At 71.7% G+C, this 23,480-nt stretch carries 21 protein-coding genes; 8 read left to right on the top strand and 13 right to left on the bottom strand.

What is annotated here, in order from left to right; all coding sequences use genetic code 11:
- Positions 1-336 precede the first annotated feature (336 nt).
- Positions 337-717, top strand: a complete 381-nt coding sequence (locus JOM49_RS32550) for an STAS domain-containing protein (RefSeq protein ID WP_282772711.1) — start codon at positions 337-339, stop codon at positions 715-717.
- A 70-nt stretch (positions 718-787) separates the two neighbouring features.
- Here the strand turns inward: JOM49_RS32550 and surE are convergent, their stop codons facing one another.
- From surE to JOM49_RS32520, 6 genes are all read right to left on the bottom strand, one after another.
- The gene (surE, locus tag JOM49_RS32545) at positions 788-1,534 is read right to left on the bottom strand and encodes a 5'/3'-nucleotidase SurE (protein WP_209667997.1); all 747 of its coding nucleotides are present in this window, start codon (positions 1,532-1,534) and stop codon (positions 788-790) included.
- Positions 1,531-2,478 carry a 1-phosphofructokinase family hexose kinase gene (locus tag JOM49_RS32540; RefSeq protein WP_282772710.1) on the bottom strand — a complete coding sequence of 316 codons (948 nt, stop codon included), beginning with the start codon at positions 2,476-2,478 and terminating at the stop codon, positions 1,531-1,533. Before JOM49_RS32540 ends, surE begins: the two co-directional genes overlap by 4 nt.
- A complete protein-coding gene (locus JOM49_RS32535; protein ID WP_209667996.1) occupies positions 2,475-4,424 on the bottom strand; it encodes an ATP-dependent Clp protease ATP-binding subunit in 1,950 nt (649 codons plus the stop codon). The genes JOM49_RS32540 and JOM49_RS32535 overlap by 4 nt, the downstream gene beginning before the upstream one ends.
- Before the next feature lie 74 nt (positions 4,425-4,498).
- Positions 4,499-5,164, bottom strand: coding sequence for an ATP-binding protein (locus JOM49_RS32530; protein ID WP_209667995.1), 666 nt, complete (start codon positions 5,162-5,164; stop codon positions 4,499-4,501).
- An 85-nt stretch (positions 5,165-5,249) separates the two neighbouring features.
- Positions 5,250-5,423, bottom strand: a complete 174-nt coding sequence (locus JOM49_RS32525; protein WP_209667994.1) for a hypothetical protein — start codon at positions 5,421-5,423, stop codon at positions 5,250-5,252.
- A 27-nt stretch (positions 5,424-5,450) separates the two neighbouring features.
- On the bottom strand, positions 5,451-6,545 hold the full coding sequence (locus tag JOM49_RS32520) for an Rv2629 family ribosome hibernation factor (RefSeq protein WP_209667993.1): 1,095 nt from the start codon (positions 6,543-6,545) through the stop codon (positions 5,451-5,453).
- A 180-nt stretch (positions 6,546-6,725) separates the two neighbouring features.
- Between JOM49_RS32520 and JOM49_RS32515 the strand changes: the two genes are divergently transcribed.
- Positions 6,726-7,778, top strand: a complete 1,053-nt coding sequence (locus tag JOM49_RS32515) for a cobalamin-independent methionine synthase II family protein (protein ID WP_209667992.1) — start codon at positions 6,726-6,728, stop codon at positions 7,776-7,778.
- A 308-nt stretch (positions 7,779-8,086) separates the two neighbouring features.
- Here the strand turns inward: JOM49_RS32515 and JOM49_RS32510 are convergent, their stop codons facing one another.
- Entirely contained in the window at positions 8,087-9,016 is a 930-nt protein-coding gene (locus JOM49_RS32510) for an RluA family pseudouridine synthase (protein WP_209667991.1), read from the bottom strand.
- A 213-nt stretch (positions 9,017-9,229) separates the two neighbouring features.
- On the opposite strand from JOM49_RS32510, the gene JOM49_RS32505 reads away from it, so the two are divergent.
- Together JOM49_RS32505 and JOM49_RS32500 are read left to right on the top strand one after the other, a co-directional pair.
- The gene (locus tag JOM49_RS32505) at positions 9,230-10,432 is read left to right on the top strand and encodes a PucR family transcriptional regulator (RefSeq protein ID WP_209667990.1); all 1,203 of its coding nucleotides are present in this window, start codon (positions 9,230-9,232) and stop codon (positions 10,430-10,432) included.
- A 76-nt stretch (positions 10,433-10,508) separates the two neighbouring features.
- A complete protein-coding gene (locus JOM49_RS32500; RefSeq protein ID WP_209667989.1) occupies positions 10,509-12,050 on the top strand; it encodes an AMP-binding protein in 1,542 nt (513 codons plus the stop codon).
- A gap of 24 nt (positions 12,051-12,074) precedes the next feature.
- On the opposite strand, the gene JOM49_RS32495 is transcribed toward JOM49_RS32500, so the two are convergent.
- A complete protein-coding gene (locus JOM49_RS32495; RefSeq protein WP_209667988.1) occupies positions 12,075-12,965 on the bottom strand; it encodes a glycoside hydrolase family 16 protein in 891 nt (296 codons plus the stop codon).
- Between the two features lie 153 nt (positions 12,966-13,118).
- A complete protein-coding gene (locus JOM49_RS32490; RefSeq protein ID WP_209667987.1) occupies positions 13,119-13,895 on the bottom strand; it encodes a DeoR/GlpR family DNA-binding transcription regulator in 777 nt (258 codons plus the stop codon).
- Between the two features lie 250 nt (positions 13,896-14,145).
- On the opposite strand from JOM49_RS32490, the gene JOM49_RS32485 reads away from it, so the two are divergent.
- Positions 14,146-16,770, top strand: coding sequence for an NPCBM/NEW2 domain-containing protein (locus tag JOM49_RS32485; protein WP_209667986.1), 2,625 nt, complete (start codon positions 14,146-14,148; stop codon positions 16,768-16,770).
- A gap of 35 nt (positions 16,771-16,805) precedes the next feature.
- Here JOM49_RS32485 and JOM49_RS32480 read toward each other — a convergent pair whose 3' ends face one another.
- A complete protein-coding gene (locus tag JOM49_RS32480; protein WP_209667985.1) occupies positions 16,806-18,155 on the bottom strand; it encodes a rhamnulokinase in 1,350 nt (449 codons plus the stop codon).
- Positions 18,155-20,197, bottom strand: a complete 2,043-nt coding sequence (locus JOM49_RS32475) for a bifunctional aldolase/short-chain dehydrogenase (RefSeq protein WP_209667984.1) — start codon at positions 20,195-20,197, stop codon at positions 18,155-18,157. The genes JOM49_RS32480 and JOM49_RS32475 overlap by 1 nt, the downstream gene beginning before the upstream one ends.
- An 84-nt stretch (positions 20,198-20,281) precedes the next feature.
- Between JOM49_RS32475 and JOM49_RS32470 the strand changes: the two genes are divergently transcribed.
- On the top strand, positions 20,282-21,313 hold the full coding sequence (locus tag JOM49_RS32470) for a LacI family DNA-binding transcriptional regulator (protein WP_209667983.1): 1,032 nt from the start codon (positions 20,282-20,284) through the stop codon (positions 21,311-21,313).
- On the opposite strand, the gene JOM49_RS32465 is transcribed toward JOM49_RS32470, so the two are convergent.
- Together JOM49_RS32465 and JOM49_RS32460 are read right to left on the bottom strand one after the other, a co-directional pair.
- Positions 21,250-21,597, bottom strand: coding sequence for a sporulation protein (locus JOM49_RS32465; protein ID WP_209667982.1), 348 nt, complete (start codon positions 21,595-21,597; stop codon positions 21,250-21,252). The genes JOM49_RS32470 and JOM49_RS32465 overlap by 64 nt on opposite strands.
- Entirely contained in the window at positions 21,594-22,100 is a 507-nt protein-coding gene (locus tag JOM49_RS32460; RefSeq protein ID WP_209667981.1) for a metallophosphoesterase family protein, read from the bottom strand. Before JOM49_RS32460 ends, JOM49_RS32465 begins: the two co-directional genes overlap by 4 nt.
- Positions 22,101-22,130: 30 nt before the next feature.
- Here JOM49_RS32460 and JOM49_RS32455 point away from each other — a divergent pair, with 30 nt between their 5' ends.
- Positions 22,131-22,592, top strand: coding sequence for an NUDIX hydrolase (locus JOM49_RS32455; RefSeq protein WP_209667980.1), 462 nt, complete (start codon positions 22,131-22,133; stop codon positions 22,590-22,592).
- A 29-nt stretch (positions 22,593-22,621) separates the two neighbouring features.
- Positions 22,622-23,440 carry an erythromycin esterase family protein gene (locus JOM49_RS32450; RefSeq protein WP_209667979.1) on the top strand — a complete coding sequence of 273 codons (819 nt, stop codon included), beginning with the start codon at positions 22,622-22,624 and terminating at the stop codon, positions 23,438-23,440.
- Positions 23,441-23,480 lie beyond the last annotated feature (40 nt).

Genomic DNA, 23,480 nt, shown 5'->3' with positions numbered 1-23,480 from the left:
TTCCGGCTCCGGTTGTGCCCGGAGATCGGCGGAGACACGCTTGAGGCGGTACGTGCCCAGTGCATCGGCTGCTGGTTTCAACCGCTGATCCCGACCGTACGCGCCCACTGGTCACTACTCAATGGCCGCCCCCTGGACGGGTCGCCCGCCGGAGTGATCATCACTACTCCGTTCGGGCGGGTTTTCCGCATCCGGTACCGGATGGCAGTGCTCCGGTGCGGTCGCTACGATCTGTGCAACCGGTTGAGCAGCCAGCCGGGATATCCGATCGCGCTCGGTCACGACCAACCGAGACCGGCGGAGAAACTTTCCGTTCGTTCGAACCCGGGAGGTCCCGTGCCATTGCCCAGCGAGCTGCTGGAGCTGGAACACCGTGCCGAGGAATCGGCGGTGATCGTGGTCGCGTCCGGTGACATCGACATGCTGACCGTGCCCGCACTGGTCGCGGAGTTCGACACCGCCCGCGAGCTGGCGACGCCACCGCGGCCGGTGGTCGCCGACTTCACCAAGGTCAACTTCCTCGGTTCCTCGGGGCTGGCCGCCTTGGTGGAGATCCAGCAGAAATGCGCCGACGCGGGCACCCCGTTGCGCCTGGTCGCCACCGGCCGGGTGGTGCCCAGGGCCATCGAGGCCGCCGGTCTCCAGCCGGTGCTGCCCATCGACGAGACCGTCGAGGGCGCGCTGAACCGCCACCGCGAGGCGGCGGAAGGCCACTGACGCCTCGGCGTCCACGCCAGGAGTGGGGCATTACCAGCGATAAACGCTGGTAATGCCCCACTCATGGCATTCACAGGCCGGGTGGCCAGGTGAAGTCCGGGTCCTCGGTGACCGACCGCAGCGCGGTGATCGTCGGGGTCCCCTTCTGCAGCAGGTAGGCGTCCGTGCCCGGTTCGGCGCCACCCTCGACCACGGTGGTCACCACCTCGGCGGATTCGTCCGCCTGTTCCAGCCGCGTCTGCACGGCACCGGCCGAGGACAGACCGGCCCGGGTGAGCGGGCCCAGTTCCGCCCGCGGCCGCGCGGGCACGTTCAGGTTCAGCACGGTGCCCGGCGCCGCTTCGAGCAGCATCGGGATCACCTCCGCCGCCAGGTCCTCCGCGCTGTCCCAGTGCAGCAGTCCTGATTCCGGGTGCTCCAGCGAGACCGCCAGCGCCCGCAGGTCGTTCATCCCCGCGGTCAGCGCCGCGCCCACCGTGCCCGAGTGCAGCACCGCCCGGCCGATGTTGACGCCCCGGTTCACCCCGGAGAGCACCAGGTCCGGCGGATCGCCGAAGCTGCCCTCGCGGGCGGCCAGCACGATGTAGGCGGGCCGCGCGGTCACCGCGTGGCAGAGCACCCCGGGCAGTTCGGCCAGTTCGACCGGTTTGGCCACCGATTCCGTGCCCAGCACGGTCAGCCCGGCGCTGGTACCGCTCGACTCCTCGTGCGGCGCGGCGACCACCACGTCCAGCTGGTGCCGCAGCGCCGCCCTGGCCAGCGTGACCAGGCCCGGCGAGTCGATGCCGTCGTCGTTGGTGATCAGTACGCGGGTCATGCCGCTTCGCCCTCCGAGGTGATCCGCCGCAGCTCCACCCGGTCGGAGACCGCGCGGACGCTGTCCCCGCCACCGGTGGCGAGCCCGCGCCGGGTCACGTTCAGCGCCCCGGCGGCGGCGCCGAGACGTACCGCGTCCAGCAGCGAAGCCCCCTCGGTGAGCGAGGCGGCGACGGCGGCGGTCATCGAGTCGCCCGCGCCACGGGAGTCCATCGGGTGCAGCGGCGGTGCTTCGATTTCGTACAGTTCGCCTTCGAGCAGCGCGAGCGCCGGGTCGGCGGCCCGCGAGATGACCACGGACGCGTCGCCTGCCTGCCTGCTCAGTTCCTTCATCCCGGCGATCAGCGCGGGCGGGTCGTCGCTGCTCGCGCGCCCGTCGTCCAGCAACTCCTCGTGGCTGACCTTGATGAACTGCGGTTTGCCCTCGATCGTGGCCTCCAGCAGCTCACCGGAAAGGTCGACCACCAGCAGGCAGCCGTTCGCCCGCAGATCGGTCGCCAGCCTGCGGTACATGTCGGCGGGGACCGGCTGGCCGGTGGACGGGCCACTGAGCGTGACCGTCTTCGACCGCAACCCTTCTACCAGCGTCTTTTCGTAGAGGCCGTCGAGTTCGTGCCGCGAAAGCGGTTCACCGGGGGCCTCGACCACCGGCTCGCGCTTGTCGTCGCGCCGGTCGTGCACGTAACCGCCGTTGCGGGAGTGCGCTTCCTGGGCCACCAGTTCGATGCCCTCGTCGGGGATGAGGTGCTTGAGCAGGTTCCCGGTCTCCCCGCCGAGCGCCGCGCAGAGCACCGCGGGCACGCCGAGCGAGACGATCATGCGGGCCTGCCACACCCCCTGCCCGCCGGCGTGCAGGTGCATCTCGGGGATGCCGTCCAGTTCCTCGATGGTCACCGTCAACTGCGGTGACGGGGCGAACACCGTGACGCGTCGCTGTGGTCTCACGCTGGTCGTCCTCCTGTTTCCGCTGTCACTTCGAAGGACAGCTCGTTGTCGCGTTCGGTCACGCGGACCCGGGCTCCGGCGGGCACTTCGCCCCGGAGCACCAGGTCCGCCAGAGGGTTGTCCACGGCGCGCTGGATCGCCCGGCGCATCGGCCGGGCGCCGTACTCGGGCTGGTGCCCGGCCCGGCTGAGCCAGCGCACGGCGCCGGGGGTGAAGTCCAGGTCGATGTCCCGCGCCCGCGCGCGCCCACGGGTGCTTTCCAGCATCAGCTCGGTGATCCGCTCGAGCTGGGCGCCGGTGAGCCTGCGGAAGACGATGATCTCGTCGATCCGGTTGAGGAACTCCGGCCGGAACGACTCGCGCAGGCGGCGCGTCAGCCGCTCCCGCAACGGTTTCTCGGGATCGTGCTCGCCCGCCGGGGTGAAGCCGAGCGCGCCGCTGCCGCCGATCAGCTCCGAACCGAGGTTGCTGGTCATGATCACCACGGTGTTCGAGAAGTCGACGGTCCGGCCGCGGGTGTCGGTGAGCCTGCCGTCGTCGAGCACCTGCAGCAGCACGGGGAAGATGCCGGGGTGGGCCTTCTCGATCTCGTCGAGCAGCACCACAGAATACGGCCGCCGGCGCACCGCTTCGGTCAGCTGCCCGGCGTCTTCGTGGCCGACGTACCCGGGAGGGGCGCCGAGCAGCCTGCTGACCGCGTGCTGCTCGCCGTACTCGCTCATGTCGATGCGCACCAGGTGCTCGGTGTCGCCGAAGAGCGCTTCGGCCAGTGCCCGGGCCAGTTCGGTCTTGCCGACGCCGGTGGGGCCGAGGAACAGGAAGCTGCCGGACGGGCGGCCCGGCTCGGCGAACCCGGCCCGCGAGCGGCGCACCGAACCCGCCACGGCGGCCACCGCCTCGTCCTGGCCGATCACCTTGCGGTGCAGGTGCTCTTCCAGGCGCAGCAAGCGATCCCGCTCGTGCTCGGTCAGCCTGCCCACCGGGACGCCGGTGAGCCGGGAGACCACTTCGGCGATGTCCTCCGGCGTGACCTCGCTGCCCGGCTCGCCGCCGCGCAGGCGCACCCGGGCACCCGCCTGGTCCACCAGGTCGATCGCCTTGTCCGGCAGGAAGCGCTCGGTGAGGTAGCGGTGGGACAGCTCCGCCGCGGCGACCAGTGCCGCGTCGGTGTAGCGGATGCCGTGGTGGGCTTCGTAGCGCTCGCGAAGGCCGTGCAGGATCTCCAGTGCGTCCGAAACGGACGGTTCGCCGACCGTGATCGGCTGGAACCGCCGTTCCAGCGCGGGATCGCCTTCGATGTCCTCGCGGTACTCGTCGAGCGTGGTCGCGCCGACCACGGGCAGTTCACCGCGGGCCAGCGCGGGTTTGAGCATGTTGCCCGCACCCGGTGAGCCCTCGGACGAACCGGCGCCCGCCACGGTGTGCAGTTCGTCGATGAACACCACCAGCCGGTCGCGGTGCGCCCGGATCTCGGCGAGCAGGGCGGTGACGCGCTCCTCGAAGTCACCGCGGTAGCGCGTGCCCGCGACCAGCGCGGTCAGGTCGAGCCGGACCAGCCTGCGCCCGGCCAGCACGTCCGGCACGGCACCGTCGGCGATGCGCTGGGCGAGACCCTCCACAATGGCCGTCTTGCCGACCCCGGCCTCGCCGATCAGCACGGGATTGTTCTTGGTGCGCCGGGAAAGCACCTCGATCGTCTGCTCGATCTCGTGGTCGCGCCCGAGCACCGGGTCGAGCGCGCCCTGACGGGCGGCTTCGGTCAGGTCGTGGCCGAATCTGTCCACTGTGGGCGTGTCCGGGAGTTCGGTGCGGTCGAGCGGGCTGGGGGGAGCCGACACCACGTGGACCGGTTCCACCGGGCGCGGGCGGGCGGCTGGTGCGTCGCCGTAGCACCGCGCGAGGAACTGGTCCAGCGAACCGCCGCCGGGCGGGAAGAAGTCGGTCATCTCTCGGCCGCTCCCTGGCGTAGGCGTCGGGCGGTCGACCCCGGCTACCCGCCGGGCCAGGAGGTGAAACCGGTTCACCGGCCGCTGAACACGGCCCAGACCACCTTGCCGCCGGTCAGCGTCGGGGAGCAGCCCCACCGGGTGGTCAGCTGCGCGACCAGTTTCAGGCCGAGGCCGCCGAGGTAGCCCGCGCGGCCTTCGCGCAGGCGGGCGGGCACCGGCGACCCGTCGGCGACGGCGATGCTGAGCGCGTCCTCACGCAGGTCGCACCGCAGCAGGGCGGGGGTGTCGGTGTGCACCAGCACGTTCTCCACCAGCTCGCTGGTGACCATCCGCGCGTCACCGGCGCGTCTCGGCTCGACCGCCCAGTTCCGGCACAGCGTCCGGACGAAGTTCCTGGCCAGCCGGGTGCTGGCGGACACCGGCGGCAGGTCGATGCTCGCCTGCCGCCGGGGTGCGGGACGGACGCGGGCGAGCGCGTCCGTCACCGAGGGGTGCACCACGGGAGCCGGGAGATCGTCGCCGGGCGGCGTGGCCGCGGCCAGCAGCAGCGGGATGCCCGGCCAGTCGGCGAGCTGCAGTCGCACCTGGGTGAGCACGCCCAGGCGGCCGGGCCCGTCGGCGGCGAGTTCGTCGAGCACGACGACCAGCGCCGCCGGGTGGTCGGCGGCGCAGCCGAGCAGGGTGTCCCGCAGCCGCGGCAGGCCGGCGGAATCGAGCTTGCCCGCCGGCCGTGCCACGACCGCGTCCCCGTGCTGTTCCAGTGTTATGTGAAGGTCCGACCGCCCGGTTCTTCCCGCGTCCACCCGGCTCGGCCTCTCGTGGTCAACCGTCTTGACGGGGATCGGCGGGCGCGCGTTGCTCCGCGGCGTCCGCCGGGTCGGCCTCGAGCGGCAACTCGGGGTCGGACGGCCCGCCCGGCTGCCCCGGCGACGCGGAACGGTGCTGGTCGAGCGCGTCTTCGGTGGGCTTTTCCAGGTCGTGCTCTGGGCTGCTCATCGGTTGCTCCTTCTGCCGTGACCGGGCTCAGTGGCGCAGGATCGCGCCGAAGCCCTCGGTCAGTTCGAGTCGTTGGTCGAACACCACGACGTCGGCGCCCACCGCGACCGCCGCTACCGGCAGTGCCTCGTCGGCGCGGCGCTCGGTGCCGGTGCTCGTGCCGAAGGCCGCCAGTTCCGCCTGGTCCACCGCCACCTGAGCCGGGGACGGCCCGACGGCGACCGTGCGATCACCCGGCTCGGTCACCAGCAGCGTCTCCACGTTGCCCTCACGCAGGGCGGTGGTCACGCCCTCCAAGCCGGAGACCGCGAGACCGGAGGTGCGCCCGAGCTCGGCGCGGAACCGCTCGGCCACCCGGTCGAGGCGCGCCAGCCTGCGCCCGGCGAGCAGTTCGCCGAGCGCGGTGTCGAGCTGGCCCGCGGTCCCGGAATCGGCGCGGGCCCCGGCCGTCACCTCGGTGGCGATCTCCTTGGCCGCCTTGGGCAGCAGGTCGCGGAGTTCGCGCCGGGCCTGGACCTCGCCCGCGAGCACGATCAGCTCGGCACCGAGTTCGGTGGCCACCTTCGCGGTGCGCTCGGCGACCCCGGCGAGGTTGCGGTGCACGTTCTCCTCGACGCGGGCCTGCATGTCGCGGTGGGCTTCGGCGCCGCCGCGCACCTTGTGCACGGGGTGGTCCGAGCCGTCGACGCGCTCCACGGACTTGCGGCGCCCCTTGGCGTCGACCGCGGTCAGGTCGGCGCCGGTGCGATCGACGGTGACCACCACGTACGGGGTGCCGATCGCCGAATGGGCCACCAGCGGGGTCAGGTAGGGCAGTTCGGAGAAGCGGACCTCGGGCGCGCCCGGCGGTTCGGCCAGTTCCTCGTCGAGCAGGACCTTGCCGTGCGCGGCGAGCACCGCGCGGCCACTGCGCCCGACCGGCGGCTGCCCGTCGCGGAGCGCGCGGTCGATCGCCTCGATCGTGGCGTCCTCGGCGCCCTTGCCGGTCAGCTGCTCCCGGATGTCGCGCCGCTTCAGCTCCAGCTGCTTCGCCGCGTCCTCGGTGTCGTGCGAGTCGTCGAAGTAGACCGAGACGAACGGACCCTCGGTTTCGGTCAGCGCACGCAGCGTGGTGGTGTCCACTGGACGCTCCCTTCGCGCTTGCGGGGTGATCATGTGCTGCCGCCGGGTACCCGGGCGCAGGACCGGCAAACGCCCGGACGGCCCAGGTGGTTCACCCGGGAGGCGGCTGGAAAACCATGATCGAACCGTAGAATTTCCGGCACCCGGCGAGCGAAGCCGGTGATCCGGAGGGATCCACCCGTGCGCATTCCCACCGAACCCATCGGCAGCGTCCCGCGGCCGGCTTACCTGATCGAGGCGATGGGCGAGTTCGCCGCCGGGAGGATCGACGCCGCCGCGTTGGCCGAGTACCGGGACAAGGCGCTCGCCGAGACGATCGCCCGGTTCACCGAAACCGGTTCGCCGGTGGTGACCGACGGTGAACAGGGCAAGCCCAGCTTCGCCACCTACCCGCTCGCCGGGCTGGCCTCGCTGGCGCCGGACGGGGTGGTGATCCCGTTCGCCGACGGGCACACCCGGCAGCTGCCGCGACTGACCGCCGGGCCGTTCCGCTACGCCACGCACGCCGACGAGTACCTGCGTGCGGCGAAAGCGCTCACCGAGCTGCCGGTCAAGCAGGCGGTGATCGCGGCTTCCGCGGTCAGCCTCATCTACCCGCCGGACGGCATCGACGGGTACTCCCGCGAGGCCTTCACCGCCGACCTCGTCGACCAGGCCGAGGCGGACATCCGCCGCTGCCTCGACGCCGGTGCCGACAGCGTGCAGCTGGACTTCACCGAGGGCAGGCTGTCACTGAAGCTCGACCCCTCCGGCGGGCTGTTGCAGTCCTTTGTGGACCTGAACAACCAGGTGCTGGGGCGGTTCTCCGCCGAGGAACGGGCCCGCATCGGCGTGCACACCTGTCCCGGCGGGGACCAGGATTCGGTGCACAGCCTCGATGTCGACTACGCCGGGCTGCTGCCCGCGTTGTTCTCGCTCGACGCCGGGCGGTTCTACCTGCAACTGGCCAGCGAGCCCGACCCGCGGCGGGTGCTGGACATCGTCCGCACGTACTCGCGGCCGGAGCAGCGGATCTTCGTCGGGGTGACCGACCCGGTGAACCCGGTGGTGGAAACCGCCGAGCAGGTCCGGGACCGGGTCCTGCTGGCGGCCGAATACCTCCCGGCCGACCGCCTCGGCACCTGCGACGACTGCGGCTTCTCCCCGTTCGCCGACGACACCTCGACCTCACGGGACATCGCCTTCGCCAAGATCACCGCGCGAGTGGAAGGCACCCGCCTCGCCACCGAATAGGGCCACCCTCCGAACGCTATGAGTGGGGCATTACTTGCATTGAATGCAAGTAATGCCCCACTCATAGCATTGCCGAGAGTGGGAGCCTTCCCCGACTTGGCTGGCTTTGGGGCCCCGAATGGGGAACTCGGCTGCCCGAGTGCGGGGTTCGGCTGCAGGAACGTGGGACTCGCCCGACTCCCGCGTCATCCCGGGCGAGTCCCACACTCAGACAGCCGAGTCCCACACTCCCGCAGCCGACGAGCCGGGCCGATGTCACGAATGTAGCTTTCGGGACGTCTGGCGTCTCGAAAGCCACATTCGTGACATCAGGCTGCCCAGGTGGGGTGGTCGGACCAGGATTGGAGGGTGCGGCGGCTTTCGAAGCGGCGGCGCCGTCCGCTCACCGGGTCGGTGAATTCCAGTGCCTTCGCCAGCAATTGCAGTGGGCGGCGGAAGTCGTCGAGGGCGGTTTCGGTGAGGACGGGGTAGAAGTCGTCGCCGAGGATGGGGATGCCGAGGCTGCTCATGTGCAGCCGGAGTTGGTGCGTGCGCCCGGTGGCGGGCAGCAGGCGGTACCGGCCGAGGTCGTCGCGGGTCTCCGCGAGTTCGACGCGGGTTTCGCTGTTCGGCGGTCCCGGCACCTCCTGCGCGGCCAGCACCCCGCGTTCCTTGACGATCCGGCTGCGCACCACGCACGGCAGGTCCAAGCCGGGGGCCACCGGCGCGATCGCCTCGTATTCCTTGTGCACCAGGCGATCCCGGAACATCGTCTGGTACGCGCCACGCAGTTCCGGGCGGACGACGAACAGCAGCAGCCCGGCGGTCACCCGGTCCAGCCGGTGCGCCGGGCTCAGCTGCGGCAGGTCCAGGTCGCGGCGCAGCCGGACCAGCGCGGTCTGCAGCACGTGCCTGCCACGCGGGATGGTGGCCAGGAAGTGCGGCTTGTCCACCACCAGCAGGTCGTCGTCGCGGTGCAGCACCTCGACCTCGAACGGCACCGGCACCTCGTCCGGCAGGTCGCGGTGGAACCAGATGAAGGTGCCGGGCCGGAACGGGGTGTCCGGGCCGAGTGGACCGTCGAGCCCGACGATCCGCTCTTCGGCCAGCAGTTCGTCGATGCGCGCGGGATCGACCCGCGGCAGCCGTTCCACCAGGTGCTCGCGAAGGGTCGCCCACGGCCCCTCGTCCGGCAACCGCAGCCGGGCGGGATCGAGGCCGTGCCGCTGGGGCAACGGTGATCGGAGTTTCCTTCGCACCCGGCGACTCTAACCCGCGGCGAAGAACGAATTACCGGTGGCACATCGGCCGCCGTTCCCGAAAGGCCCACTTGGGTATCGTCGGCCGGTTCCCGTGTACGCGCGGCGATCGCCGCCGGTCAGCGGCGGGCTCGGAATCTCGGCGAGCGGCGGGAATTTTCGTCGTGCCGCCCGGACATGGCATCGGCGTTACGCTGGAACGGGCAGGGAGAGGTGGGGACCACGAGCGCGGCCGAAGTCGAGACCATCGCGGAGACGGTGCACGACGCCATCGCCTCTCGGGTTTTCCCACGGCACGCCAAGGATTCCCGGTTCGACGAGGTGCTCAAGCGGTGTGTCCGCGGCAACATCGGCCTGCTCGCCGATGTCGCGTCGGGCCGGGTGCACCACGAAGAACCCCAACTCGGGCACGCACTGGCCTTCGCCGAAGTCGTCGCCGACCAGGGTTTGCCCTTCGAGGACCTGGAGCGCGCCTACTGGGTCGGCCTGGAACAGTTCTGGCACCGCTGGCTGGCCATCGTCGGCGAGGCCGCCGCACGCGGGGACGGCACGGTCGCCGAGCTGATCGGCGACCGGACCCCGGCCGTCTTCGGGTACGTCACGCGGGTGCTCGGCCTGGTCAGCGCCCGCTACGACGAGGCCGCCGGCGAACTGGCCTGCACCGGGGAGGAACGCCGCCGCGCGCTGGTCGGCGAACTGCTCGGCGCCGCGCCGCCCGCGCACACCCAGTTCCTCGACGACGAACTCGGCTACCGCCTGCGTGCCTGCCACCTCGCGCTGCTCCTGCAGGGCGACCGGCCGCACGCCGAGCGGCGGCTGGCCCGGCTGCGCCACGAAACCGACGCGCAGGCCGCGCTACTGGTCCAGCGCTCACCCGGGCTCTGGGCCGGTTGGCTGGGGTTCCCCGGGCGGGTCGACCCGGCCACGCTCCGGATGATCCGGCAGGCGGTGTCCCGGCACGGCGAACCGGTGGTGGCCGGTGGCCCGGCCCTCGGGCTCGCCGGTTTCCGCCGGGCCCACGAAGAGGCCGTGCGCGCGTTCGCGTTGCGTGAAGTGCTCGCCGATCCCGGCGATTTCCTCTGGTACACCGACGTCCGCCTCGAAGCGTTCCTGCTGGGGGATCCCGCGGCGGCCCGGCGGTTCGTCGCCGAGGAACTCGGTGAACTGGCCGAAGCGAACGAGCGCGCCGACCGGATCCGCGAGACCCTGCTCGCCGCGCTGGCCAGCGGATCGCAGGCGCGGGCGGCCGCCGAACTCGGGGTGCACGAGAACACCGTCCGGCTGCGGATCCGCACGGCCACCGAACTGCTCGGCGACGCGTTGTCCGAGCGCCGCACCGAACTGCTGGTCGCCCTGCGGCTGCGCCGCGCGCTGGGACCGCAGGCGGGCAGCGGTTCGATGGACGCCGTCGGCTGAGCTTGTGGGAAACCACGCGTCCCGGTGTCCGATTCCGACATTGGGCCGCGCCGCCCGCCGACCTAGCTTGGGAAGCATGCAGGAGGAGACCATCGGCGGGCTGGTCGAACGGGTGGCACTGGCCTACGGTCCCCGCACCGCGGTCGTCGCGGGTGGACAGCGGATCACCTACCGCGAGCAGCTCGGCCGCATCCGGCGGGCCGGGCGCGCGCTGCTCGGCCTCGGCCTGGACACCGGTGACCGCGTGGCCATCCTGATGAGCGATCGCCCCGAACTGCTCGACGTGTACTACGGCGCGCTCTGGGCCGGGCTGGCGGTGGTCCCGCTCAACAGCCGCCTCGGCGTGGCCGACCACCAGTACATCGTCTGCGACTCGGCGGCGGAGGTCCTCGTCCACGACGCCGTCCACGCGCGGCGCGTCCAGCAGATCCGCGGTACCTCGGGCGTCGAGCACGTGGTCTCGGTGGACGACGAGGCCGTGCTGACCGGCGGGCACAGCTGGCAGCGCCTGTCGTGCCACCAGCCGGACCACCCCGGCGCACCGACGGTGTTCCCCAGCGACCTCTACGGCATCTACTACACCGCGGGCACCACCGGGCAGCCCAAGGGCGTGGTGCACACCCACCGGACCGTGCTGGCCGCGTTGTTCAGCCAGCTCAGTGAGCTGGGGCTCGACGAAGGCGACCGGTTCGCCCACGTCACACCGCTCTCGCACGCCGCCGGGGCGTTCGTGCTGCCGGTGTGGCTGCGTGGCGGCACCAACGTCCTGGCCGGGCGGTTCGACCCCGATGAGCTGGTGGACACGATCGCCCGCGAGCGGATCACCGCGACCCTGCTCTCCCCGGACATGCTCGCCGGGCTGATGGACGCCGCCCCCGCGGCCGGCGCGAAACTGCTCTCGCTGACCACCGTGGTCTACAGCGGCGGCCGGGTCGAGCCGGAGCGGCTGATCGCCGCCATGGACCGCTTCGGGCCGGTGTTCGTGCAGTTCTACGGGCTGACCGAGGTGCCGAACCAGGTGACCGTGCTGCGCAAGCGCGACCACGCCGCGGCGGTGGCCACCGGCGACCCGGGCCCGCTGTCCTCCTGCGGCCGCCCGGTGGCGATCGCCGACGTGCGGATCGAGCACCCCGACGGCAGGCAGGCCAGGGCGGGGGAGCGCGGCGAGGTGGTGGTCGGCGGGCCGCACGTGATGCTGCGTTACTGGAACCGCTACGCCGACACCGAGCGCGCGCTGCGTGGCGGTCACCTCTACACCGGCGACACCGGCCACTTCGACGAGGGCGGCTTCCTGCACCTGGCCGACCGGCAGCGCGAGACGATCCGGTCGGCGGGTGTGACGGTGTACCCGAAGCAGGTGGAAGCCGGGTTGATCACCCACCCGGCGGTCCGCGACGCCTGCGTCTTCGGCGCCCCGGACGACCGCCGCGGCGAGGTGGTGCACGCGGTGGTGGTCGCCGATCCGGACGCCACGGTGTGCGCCGAGGACCTGATCAGCTGGGTGGCCGAGCGAGGCGGCGAGGCGCTGGCGCCCCGCCGCGTCGACTTCGTGGACGCCATCCCGCTCACCGAGGTCGGCAAGCACGACCGCCCGCGCCTGCGTGGCCGCGCGAGCTGAGCGTCCACAGTGGCCGCCTGGGCACTAGCAGGAGGCGGAATCGGTGTGCTTGGTCCCGTTCGCGCGCAGCCCGTTCACCCGGTCCTGGACACCGGCCGGGGAGAGCACCTCGTTGGCCGCGTAGTAGACCCAGTCGTTCTGCGTCTGGTAGGTGCTGCGGCCGCCGGAGTGCGCGGCGTGGTCGATGAACCACTCCTGGAAGGCGAGCATCATCGGCGTCTCGGGGTAGACGTGCCCGTCGTGGGTGGCGACGAGCTGATCCCCGATGAAGTACCGCAGCGTGCCCCCGGAGACCTGCACGGTCAGCGTCCGCCAGCCGGCGAAACCCGAGCGCACCGCGGTGCTGCGGTTGTCCGCCACCCACGGGTCGGGCTGGTAGGTCTCCCAGCTGGTGAGGAACATCGTCGCGCCGGATTCGCCCCAGCCGCCGTTGGGCAGGTATTCGAAGTCCAGCTCGCCGTAGTTCGGGTCGTTGGGGAAGGCGAGCGGGGTGATGGTGAAGAAGGTCTGGACCAGGTGGTCGCCGTCCGCGCCCGAGACCGGTACGTCGCTGAACCGGACGCGCGCGGAATAGGTGCCTTCGTAGAACTTCCGCTGGTGCATCACCTCGGCCTGGCTGGTCCCGCCGGTGGTGCCGTCGGTGTGCGCGGAGAGCTGGAGCACCGGCTGGCCGTCCACCACCGGGAAGGTGGCGTTCGCCGCGGACCAGTTCCCCACGCCGGGCCCGCCACCGCCGTTGCGCAGCTGCCAGCCGCGCTGCGCCAGGCGCGGGTCGGTGTGGGAGTCGTAGGCGAAGTCGTCGAACAGCACACCGGCGCAGGCGGCCGGTGCGGCAGTGGCGCCGGTGGCGCCGGTGGGGATGGCCAGCGCGGTGGCCAGCAGCGCGGCCACGGCCACGGGAATTCGGCGGTTCATTTTCACGCCCTTCGGTTACGGGGGACTGGAGAAAACGCGCCGGAGAATTGTGGCGGTGATTCGTCCGGTCTCCCATTAAGGCGCGCCGGAGCGGCCGGTCGCAAGCCCGGCGGGGCCGATGTTCGAGGTTGACCGTTTGCGGACGGGAAACGGTCAGCTGTTCGAGATCGCGGCCAGGCCGATCTCGGCACCCGCCGCCCGCAGGCCGTCCAGTTCGGCCGGGTCGGCGGCCTCGTCGGTGACCAGCCGGTGGATCCGCTCCGGCGGTATGGTCTGGACCATGGCGTCCGAGCCGATCTTGGTCGAGTCGGCCAGCACCACCACCTGTTCCGCGGCCGCGGCCAGCGCGCGGTCCGCCCCGGCCACCGCCGGGTTCGGGGTGGACAGGCCGCGTGCGGCGGTCAGCCCGTTGCCGGAGAGGAAGGCGTGGCGCACCCGCAACTGCGCCAGGCCGGCCTCGGCCGCGCTGCCCACCGTGGCGAAGATCGACGCCCGCAGCGTGCCACCGGGCATGAGCACCTCCACCCCCGGCGCCTGCGCGATGATCTGCGCCACGAGCAGGGAATTCGTCACCACGGTCAGCTCGCCGGTGCGGGTCAGGCGCCGCGCCAGCGCCTGCGTGGTGGTGCCGGGGCCGAGCGCCACCGAATCGCCGGGGGAGACCAGTTCGGCGGCCAGCGCGGCGATCGCCTCCTTCTGCGCCCCCGCCACCTTCGCCTTCTCGGTGCAGCTCGGCTCGTAGGAGGTGCGGTTGGTCGCCACCGCGCCACCGTGCCGGCGCGCCAGCAGTCCCTCGGCGGCCAGCTGCCGCAGATCGCGGCGCACGGTGACCTCGCTGGTCTGCACGATGCGCGCGAGCTCGCGCAGGGAGACGGCTCCGTTCGAGCGGACGAGTTCGAGAATGACCTGACGGCGTTCGGCGGCGAACATGGCCGCACGCTAACGGAGACAAAAGCGGATTCCTAGCGCCGAACCGAGGCCATCGGCGAATGGCGATTACCTCCGGTGTTCGACACCTGCGCCGAACGGACCCTTGCGCATCCGCTTTCCATGGGGTTTGCTGCAGATCGTCCCCGTTGTGCGCAAACCCCCGATGACAACGTTGACATCCAGGTTGACATGAACGTTGACATCACCTCTGCCGATTATCGGTGAATAGCAGCCGAGGAGTGCTTGGACGATGTGGCCCGGCCGGAGTTCCGCCGCCCTGCTCCTTTCACTGGCGATCGCGCTGTCGCTGACCGCCGTCCCCGCTTCGGCGGCGACCGGCTGGACGGTGACCGGCCCGTCGTCCCGCTCACCACTGACCGCGCAGCTCACGCTGGAAGCGGGGCAGCTCAAGCTGTCGGCCGCCCGCGCGGGCCGGACCGTGCTGGCTCCCGCGCCGGTCGGCCTGCGCACCGAACGCGCCGACCTGAGCAAGGACCTGAAGGTGCTCGGGCAGCAGCAGCGCGTCCTCGCCGAGCGCTACACGATGACCACCGGCAAGCGGAAAGAGCGGGCGGTCCGCGCGCGGGAGACCCGGTTCCGGCTGGCCGCCGGGGACGCGCGGTTCGAGCTGGTGCTCCGCGTGTCCGATGACGGTGTGGCCTACCGCTACGTGCTGCCGGACGAGGGCGGCACGGTGGTCACCGGGGAGGCGTCGGCCTACCGCCTCGACCCGGCCGCCACGGCCTGGCTGCTGCCCTACAACGCCTGGTACGAGAACCAGCGGGTGGAGACCACCGCCGCCGGGGCGCCGGCCGGCGAGTTCGGCCACCCCTCGCTGTTCCAGTCCGGTGCGGACTTCGTGCTGCTCACCGAATCCGATGTGGACGGTTCGTATTCCGGGAGCAAGCTGGTGCACGAGGCCGGTTCGCCGACCTACGCGGTGAAGCTGGCCGACGAGCGGGTCACCGCGCCGGGCGCGCTCCGGACGCCGTGGCGGACCGCGATCATCGGCGACCTCGCCACGGTGACCGAGTCGACCCTGGTCGACGACCTGGCCGCGCCGTCGAAGATCGAGGACACCTCGTGGATCCGGCCGGGCAAGTCCGCCTGGTCGTGGCTCAGCGAGCACCAGAGCCCGCGTGACTTCGACCGGCAGAAGGTCTACGTGGACTTCGCCGCCCGCAACGGCTGGCCGTACGTGCTGGTCGACGAGGGCTGGAGCGAGGACTGGGTGCCGGAGCTGACCCGCTACGCCAGGGCACGCGGGGTCGAGGTGCTGCTGTGGTTCCACTGGCAGACGCTGGACACGCCGCAGAAGCGGGCGGAGGTCCTGCCGAAGGTCAAGGCCTGGGGCGTCAAGGGCGTCAAGGTGGACTTCATGGAGTCGGACAGCCAGGCGCGCTATGCGTGGTACGACGAGATACTGGCGGAGACCGCGGCGCTCGAGCTGATGATCAACTTCCATGGTTCGACCATTCCGCACGGGCTGGCCAGGACCTGGCCGCACGTGATGACCATGGAGGCGATCCACGGGCAGGAGCAGTTGCCGCAGCCGGCGAACAACCCGGTGCACCCGTTCACCCGCAACGTGGTCGGCTCGATGGACTTCACGCCGGTGGCGCTGGAGGTCGGGCCGCGGACGTCCAGCGTGGGGCACGAGGTGGCGCTGCCGGTGCTGTACGAATCGGCGTGGCAGCACTTCGCGGACAAGCCGGAGGCCTACGACCGGCACCCGAACACGCTGCGCTTCCTGAACCAGGTGCCGACCGTGTGGGACGAGACGCGGTACCTGAGCGGGCACCCCGGTGACGAGGCGGCGCTGGCCAGGCGGAGCGGCGACCGCTGGTTCGTCGGCGCGATCACCGCCGGCCCGGCGCGCACGGTGAGCACCCCGCTGTCCTTCCTCGGCGAGGGGGAGTGGCTGGTGGAGACCGTGCGGGATGTCCCGGGCTCACCGCGTTCCGACGTGCAGCGGGAAAGCCGTGTGCTGCGCGCCACGGACACGCTGAGTCACGCGGTCCCGGCCAACGGCGGTTTCGCCGCGATCGCCTGCCCGGCGACCCCCGGGCGGACCACCTGCGACAAGCCCGTCCAGCACGTCCCGGGCACCTCTCTGACGATCACGCCGCAGGACGCCGGTGACCGCTCGCCGGGCTCGACGTTCGAGATCGGCGCGGAGTTCACCGCCGACCGTCCGGTGCGCGATGCGGTTCTGGCGCCTTCGGTGCCCGAGGGCTGGTCGGTGGCCGGAAACCCGGTGTGGGACAACGAGTTCGTGCCCGGCGAGGTGCTGAGTGGCAAGTGGACGGTGACGGTCGGGTCGCGGACGGGGAAGCACGAGATCCCGGTCGCGGCGGACTTCCGTGACCCCTCACTGGACGCGCCGGAGGTGCACGTCGCCAAGGCGGTCTCGGTTTTCGTGCCGCCTCCCGTGCCCGCGGACGGTGCTTCCGTGAGTGAGCTGCCGTTCGTCTCCGCGAGCAACGGCTGGGGCCCGGTCGAACGGGACCGCTCGAACAACGACCAGGTAGCCGGGGACGGCAACCCGTTGACCATCGGCGGTGTGACCTACGCGAAGGGCCTCGGCACGCACGCCGCCAGCGAGGTGACGGTCTACCTGGGGCGTGGGTGCCGGAGCTTCACCGCCCTGGTCGGCCTGGACGACGAGACCACCGAACCCGGCTCGGCCACCTTCCAGCTCCTCGGCGATGGCGAGGTGCTGGCCGAAACGCCGGTGCTGCGCGGTGGCTCACCGGCGGTGGCGCTGAGCGCCGACGTCACCGGAGTGCGCATGCTGACCCTGCGCACCACGGACGGCGGTGACGGCAAGAACCACGACCACACCGACTGGGCCGAGCCGCGGTTGAGCTGCTGACCGGCAACCTCCGGGGAATACCGGGATGAATCGTTTCATTCCGGCAGGTAGGTCCGCACCCCCCGCACCCAGGAACGCAGCTCCCTCAGGCCCCCATCCAGAAGCCCTGCAGCCCGTGCCTGCACCAGTAGATTCCCCGCCGCGGTCGCCTCCGCAGGCCCCGCGTGGACCGGCAAGCCGCAGGCATCAGCCGTCAACCGGCACAGCAGTTCGTTGTGTGCGCCCCCGCCCACGAGGTGCACCGCTTCGATCGGACGGCCCGACAGGCGCACAGCATCCGAGAGGGCGTCGCGGTAGGCGAGGGCCAGGCTGTCCAGGACACATCGGGCCAGCTCGCCGGGATCGCGCGGTTCGGGTTGCCCGGATTCCCGGCAGGCGGCGGTGATCCGCGCGGCCATGTCCCCCGGAGGCAGGAAACGCGGGTCCGTCGCGTCGACGATGCTCCGGCCCGGCGTGGCCCTGGCGGCGGAGTCGAGCAGGTACCCCAAGCCCAGGCCCAGATCCCGCTGCACTTCCTGCAGCAGCCACAAACCCATGACATTGCGCAGGAAACGGACCTTGCCGTCCACGCCACGCTCGTTGGTGAAATTAGCCTGCCGTGCCTCTTCGGTGAGCACCGGTTCGTCCAACTCCAACCCCACCAGCGACCAGGTCCCACAAGAGATGTAAGCGAACCGGTCGCTCGTCGCCGGGACCGCGACCACGGCCGAGGCGGTGTCGTGCGAGCCCACGGTGTACACCGGACATCCCTCATAGGACCCGGCCAAGACGCCAGGATCCCGCAGCGGCGGGAAAAGTTCGGCGGCCAGCCCCAGTTCCGCGAACAGTCCTGCGGACCACTCACCCGTGCGCGGGTCCAGCAGCCCGGTGGTGGAGGCGTTCGTCCGCTCGGTGCCCTTCTCGCCGGTGAGCCAGTACGACAGCAGATCCGGGATCAGCAGGATGTCCGCCACGGACGACAGTTCCTCCGTGGCGAGCTGGAAAACCGTGTTGAACGGCTGGAACTGGATACCGGTGGTGGCATACAGCCGCGCGGGCGGCACCACGGCGTGCACCCGCTCGACCCCCGCCGCGGTGCGCGGATCCCGGTAGTGCACTGGATTCGCGATGAGCGAGCCGGAAGCGTCGAGCAGGCCGTAGTCGACCGCCCACGAGTCGATGCCGATGCCGTCGAGCGTGCCGTGGCGGTCGGCGGCCGCGCGCAGGCCGTCGGTGAGTCCTTTGTGGAGCTTGCGGATGTCCCACCGGAGCAGGCCGCCTTCGGACACCGGCTCGTTCGCGAACCGGTGCACCTCCGCCAGTTCCAGCGTGCCCGCACCGAGTCGCCCGGTCACCACCCGGCCGCTGGACGCGCCGAGGTCGACCGCCGCGAAGACCGCGGCCATCAGCGGAGGAAGGCCGCGGCGACCCCGGCGTCCACCGGGACGTGCAGGCCGGTGGTGTGCCCGAGTTCCCCGGCCGCCAGCACGAAGACCGCGTTGGCCACGTGTTCCGGCAGCACCTCGCGCTTGAGCAGCGTGCGCTGGGCGTAGAACGCGCCGAGGTCCTTTTCCTCCACGCCGTAGACCGCCGCCCGCTGCGCGCCCCAGCCCCCGGCGAAGATGCCCGAGCCACGCACCACCCCGTCCGGGTTCACGCCGTTGACGCGGATGCCGTGCTCGCCCAGTTCGGCGGCGAGCAACCGCACCTGGTGCGCCTGGTCCGCCTTCGCCGCCCCGTACGCGACGTTGCTCGGCCCGGCGAACACCGCGTTCTTGCTGACGATGTAGACCAGGTCGCCACCCAGGCCCTGCGCGATCATCTGCCGCGCCGCTTCACGCGAGACCAGGAACGAGCCGCGGGCCATCACGTCGTGCTGCAGGTCCCAGTCCGCCGCGGTGGTCTCCAGCAACGGCTTCGAAACGGACAGCCCCGCGTTGTTCACCACCAGGTCGATCCCGCCGAACGCGAGGGCGCCCTCGGCGAACGCGGCGGCGACCTCGTTCTCCTCGGTGACATCGGCGCGGACCGCGATCGCGGTGTCCCGCCCGAGTTCCGCGGCGACCTCCTGCGCGGCGTCGAAGGCGCGGTCGGCGACGACCACGCACGCGCCTTCGGCCGCGAGCCGCCGGGCGGTCGCCTTGCCGATGCCCGAACCGCCGCCGGTGACCAGCGCGACGCGACCGGCCAGCGGCTTCGGGGCCGGGCGGCGGCGGAGCTTGGCTTCTTCGAGCGACCAGTACTCGATCCGGAACTTCTCGCTCTCCGGGATCGGCGCGTAGGCCGACACCGATTCCGCGCCCCGCATGACGTTGATGGCGTTGACGTAGAACTCGCCCGCCACCCGCGCGGTCTGCGCGTCGGCACCGAAGGAGAACATGCCGACCCCGGGCACGAGGACGATCGCCGGATCGGCGCCGCGCAGGGCGGGGGAATCCGGCTCGGCGTGGCGCTCGTAGTAGGCGCGGTAGTCCGCGCGGTACTCCTCGTGCAACTCACCCAGCCGGGTGAGCACCTCGTCCAGCGGCGCGGTCGGCGGCAGGTCGAGCACCATCGGCCGGACCTTGGTGCGCAGGAAGTGGTCCGGGCAGGAGGTGCCGAGCGCGGCCAGGCGCGGGTGTTCCGCCCCCGCCAGGAAGTCGAGCACCACGGCCGAGTCGGTGAAGTGCCCCAGTTGACGGCGATCGGTGGACGCGAGCCCGCGCAGGACCGGCGCCAGTGCCGCGGCCCGCTCACGACGGGCGGCCTCGGGCAGCGGCTCGTACTCGGGGACGCGGGCGCCGAACGGGTCCGCGCGGCCGTGTTCGGCGAGGAACTCCGCCGCGGTCCGGATGATCTCCAGCGAGCGTGCCTCGCACTCGTCCGACGTGTCACCCCATGCGGTGATGCCGTGGCCGCCGAGGATGCAGCCGATCGCCTGGGGGTTGGCGCCCTTGATTCCGGCGATGTCCAGGCCCAGCTGGAAACCCGGCCGCCGCCACGGCACCCACACCACCCGGTCACCGAAGCAGCGCGCGGTCAGTTCTTCACCGTCGGCCGCGGTCGCCAGCGCGATCCCGGAATCGGGGTGGAGGTGGTCGACGTGCGCGGAATCGACGAGGGCGTGCATGGCGGTGTCGATCGAGGGGGCCGCGCCACCGCGGCCGTGCAGGCAGTAGTCGAACGCGGCGACCATCTCGTCCTCGCGTTCCGGTCCGGGGTAGACGCCGGTCAGCCCGCGCAGCCGGTCGAGCCGCAGCACGGCCAGCCCGGGTTCGGTGAGGGTGCCGAGGTCACCGCCGGAACCCTTGACCCACAACAGTTCCACCGGTTCGCCGGAGGCCGGGTCGGTGGCCGTACCCTTGGCGGAGGTGTTCCCGCCGGCGTAGTTCGTGTTCGCCGGGTCCGCCCCCAGCCGGTGGGACCGCGTCAGCAGCCGGTCGACGGTTTCCTGGCTGGGCTCGGTCATCACTTCTCCTGCGTCGCTGGAGTGAACTGGCCGGGTTGAAACGTTTCATCCGCATGTTAGGGTTCGGTGTGACGGAGAGCAAGTATGGTCGGCATTAAGGACGTCGCCCGGATCGCCGGGGTGTCCATCGGCACGGTGTCGAACGTGGTGAACCGGCCGCACGTGGTGTCGGCCGCGACGCGGTCCCGGGTCCTTTCGGTGATCCAGGAACTGGGGTACGTCCGCGACGAATCCGCCCGGCAGCTGCGGGCCGGGCGCAGCCGCACGCTGGCCGTGCTGGTGCTCGACCTGGGCAACCCGTTCTTCGTCGACGTGGCGCAGGGCGCCGAGCAGGCGGCGCAGGCCGAGGGCCTGAACGTGATCACCTGCAACAGCGGCCAGCGGGTCGACCGCGAGGCCGCGCACCTGGCGATGCTCGCCGAACAACGCGTCCGCGGGGTGCTGCTCAGCCCGGTCGGCACGGCGGGGGAGAGCCTGGAAGCCTTCCGGCGCAGCGGCATCCCGTACGTCTTCGTGGACCGGAACGTGCCGAACTCCGACGCCTGCTCGGTGTCGGTGGACGACGTGGCCGGTGGCGCGCTGGCCGCCCGGCACCTGGTCGAAGCCGGGCACACGCACCTCGCCTTCGTCAACGGGCCGCAGCTGCTGGCCCAGTGCCGCGACCGTGAAGCCGGAGCCAGGGCGGCGCTGGCCGAGGCGCCCGCGCCCGGCCGGACGTTCACCGTGCTGGAATCCGAGGCGCTGGACGTGGCCTCCGGGCGGGACGCCGGGGCGCGCGTGCTCGGCATCAGCCCGCGGCCGACCGCGGTGTTCTGCGCCAACGACCTGCTCGCGCTCGGCGTGCTCCAGGCGATGGTCGCGGCCGGGGTGCGCGTGCCGGAGGAGATGGCGATCGTCGGGTACGACGACATCGAGTTCGCCGCGGCGGCCGCGGTGCCGCTGACCTCGGTCCGCCAGCCCGCCACCCGGCTCGGTAAGACCGCCGCCGAGCTGATCATCGCCGAAACCGCCGACGACGCGGTCCCCGGCGAGCACGAGCACCAGACCGTGGTCTACACCCCGGAGCTGGTGGTGCGCGATTCCACCCGGGTGCGCCGCGACCGGGTCAGCAGGTAGGTCACCGCGACCGCCGCAGTGGCGGTGATCAGGCGGTTCACGTCGACCGCCGGCACCCAGCGCACCTTCCCGCCCTTGATCTCGTAGGCCCCGGTGGGGTGGGCGATCACGCCGAAGCCCGCGCCCTGTGCGCGACGCCCGTCGAGGCCGTCGCCCCCGCCCCCGCCGCCCCAGACGGTGGCCGCTGGGATGACCACGACACCGTCCTTTTCGCACGGTTCCCCGTAGACCCGCTTCACGGTCAGGGAATTCCAGGCCGTGCCGATCAACTCGGGGATGTTCACGACGCTCCCCTGGCCACGGTGTGCAGCTCGACCTCGGTCAGCCGGCCGCCGTCGACCACGGCGGTGAGGTAGGTGTGGTGCGGCTGGCGGCGGCGGTCGGTGGGGGAGCCGGGGTTGAGCAGGCGCAGGCCGGTGCCGGTCTCGGTGTCCCACGGGATGTGGCTGTGGCCGAAGACCAGCACGTCGGTGTCCGGGTACTCCTTGGCGCAGCGCGCTTCCCGGCCCTTCGCTTGCCCGGTCTCGTGGACCACGGCCAGGCGCAGCCCGTCCAGATCGGCGCGGGCGACCTCGGGCAGCCGCGCTCGCAGATCGGGCCCGTCGTTGTTGCCGTACACGCCGATCACCCGCTTCGACCGCCGCTCCAGTTCGTCGAGCAGCGCGAGTTCGATCCAGTCGCCGGCGTGCACCACCACGTCCGCCGCCTCGGCCTCGGCCCACACCTCGGCGGGCAGCGTCCTGGCTCGTGCTGGCACGTGCGTGTCGGCGATGATCAGCAGGCGCATGCTGTCCACCTTAGGGGCAGAATGACCGCCATGGCGGCCAAACGCAGCGCCGGGCTCCTCCTGTATCGCGGGGGCGCGGCGCACACCGAAGTACTGCTGGGGCACATGGGCGGGCCGTTCTGGGCCCGCAAGGACGAAGCCGCCTGGTCGGTGCCGAAAGGCGAGCAGGAGCCGGACGAGGAGCCGCTCGCCGCCGCGCGCCGGGAGTTCGAAGAAGAGCTCGGGTTGCCGGTCCCCGCTGGTGAGCACGTCGCCCTGGGGGAGGTCAGGCAGTCCGGCAAGGTGGTCACGGTCTTCGCGCTCGAAGCCGACCTGGACCCGGCGCTCGCCGTGCCCGGCACCTTCGAGATGGAGTGGCCGCCGCGTTCGGGCCGCATGCAGGAGTTCCCCGAGATGGACCGGTTCGAGTGGTTCGAGCTCGCCGAAGCCGAGCGGAAACTGGTGAAGGGGCAGCGGGCCTTCCTCGGCCGCCTGGCCGAGCGCTTGACCTGAACCTTGGTTCAACTCCTAGCGTTCGCGGCATGACCCCTTGGCTTGACGCAGTGACCCAGGACGGACTCGCGGCGCTGGGTGCCCGTGCCGCGGACGCGGACGTCGTGGCGCTGGGCGTGTCCTGCCGCAGCGCTCATGAACTGTCCACAATGGCTGATGAGATGGTGCGGTACCTGGTGCGCGAGCACGGTTACCGCGCGGTGCTGTTCGAAGGCGACGACGCGGCGAGCGTGCTGCTCGACGAGTACGTGCGCACCGGTGACGGCGACCCCCGGCGGGTGCTCGCCGGGGCCAGGTCGTTCCTGCGGGCCGAAGAGGTCCTCGGCACGGTCCGGTGGCTCCGGTCGTACAACGAGGCACACCCCGGCGACCCGGTGCGCGTGGTGCATCCCCGCGAGGAGCCCGGCGTCCCCGCGGACCAGGAAGCGATCGAGCGCGTGCTCGCCGACGGCGTCACGCGGTGGCGCGACCGCGACCCGGCGAAGCTCGTGTACTGGGGCGGAATGGCGCACACCGCACCCGGCGACGTGCCGACGGCGGGCCGCCTGCTGCGTGAGCGGTGCTCCTACCTCTCGGTCGGCCTGACCTTCCACCACGGCGAACCGCTGGACTGGCTGCCGGTGCTGCCCGGGGACTTCCTCGAAGCCACGCTGGACCAGGCGAAGGCGGACACGTTCCTGCTCGACCTGCGTGACGCCCCGGCCGCCTGGGCGGACGCCCCGGCCAGGACCAGGCTGGTCGGACCCCGGTACGACCCGGCCCACGACTACCTCGAAGGCACGCCGGCGGGCTGGTTCGACCTGGTCCGGCACACCCGCGAGGTAACCCCGGCACGCTTGTTCGCCTGAGGTGTCGGTCTTCGCCCGGTCCGTTCGTCGAAGGGGTGAC

The organism is Amycolatopsis magusensis, assembly GCF_017875555.1.
GTDB lineage: Bacteria > Actinomycetota > Actinomycetes > Mycobacteriales > Pseudonocardiaceae > Amycolatopsis > Amycolatopsis magusensis.
The sequence above is the reverse complement of the archived record's forward strand: the minus strand, read 5'-3'. Positions and strand labels throughout refer to the sequence as shown.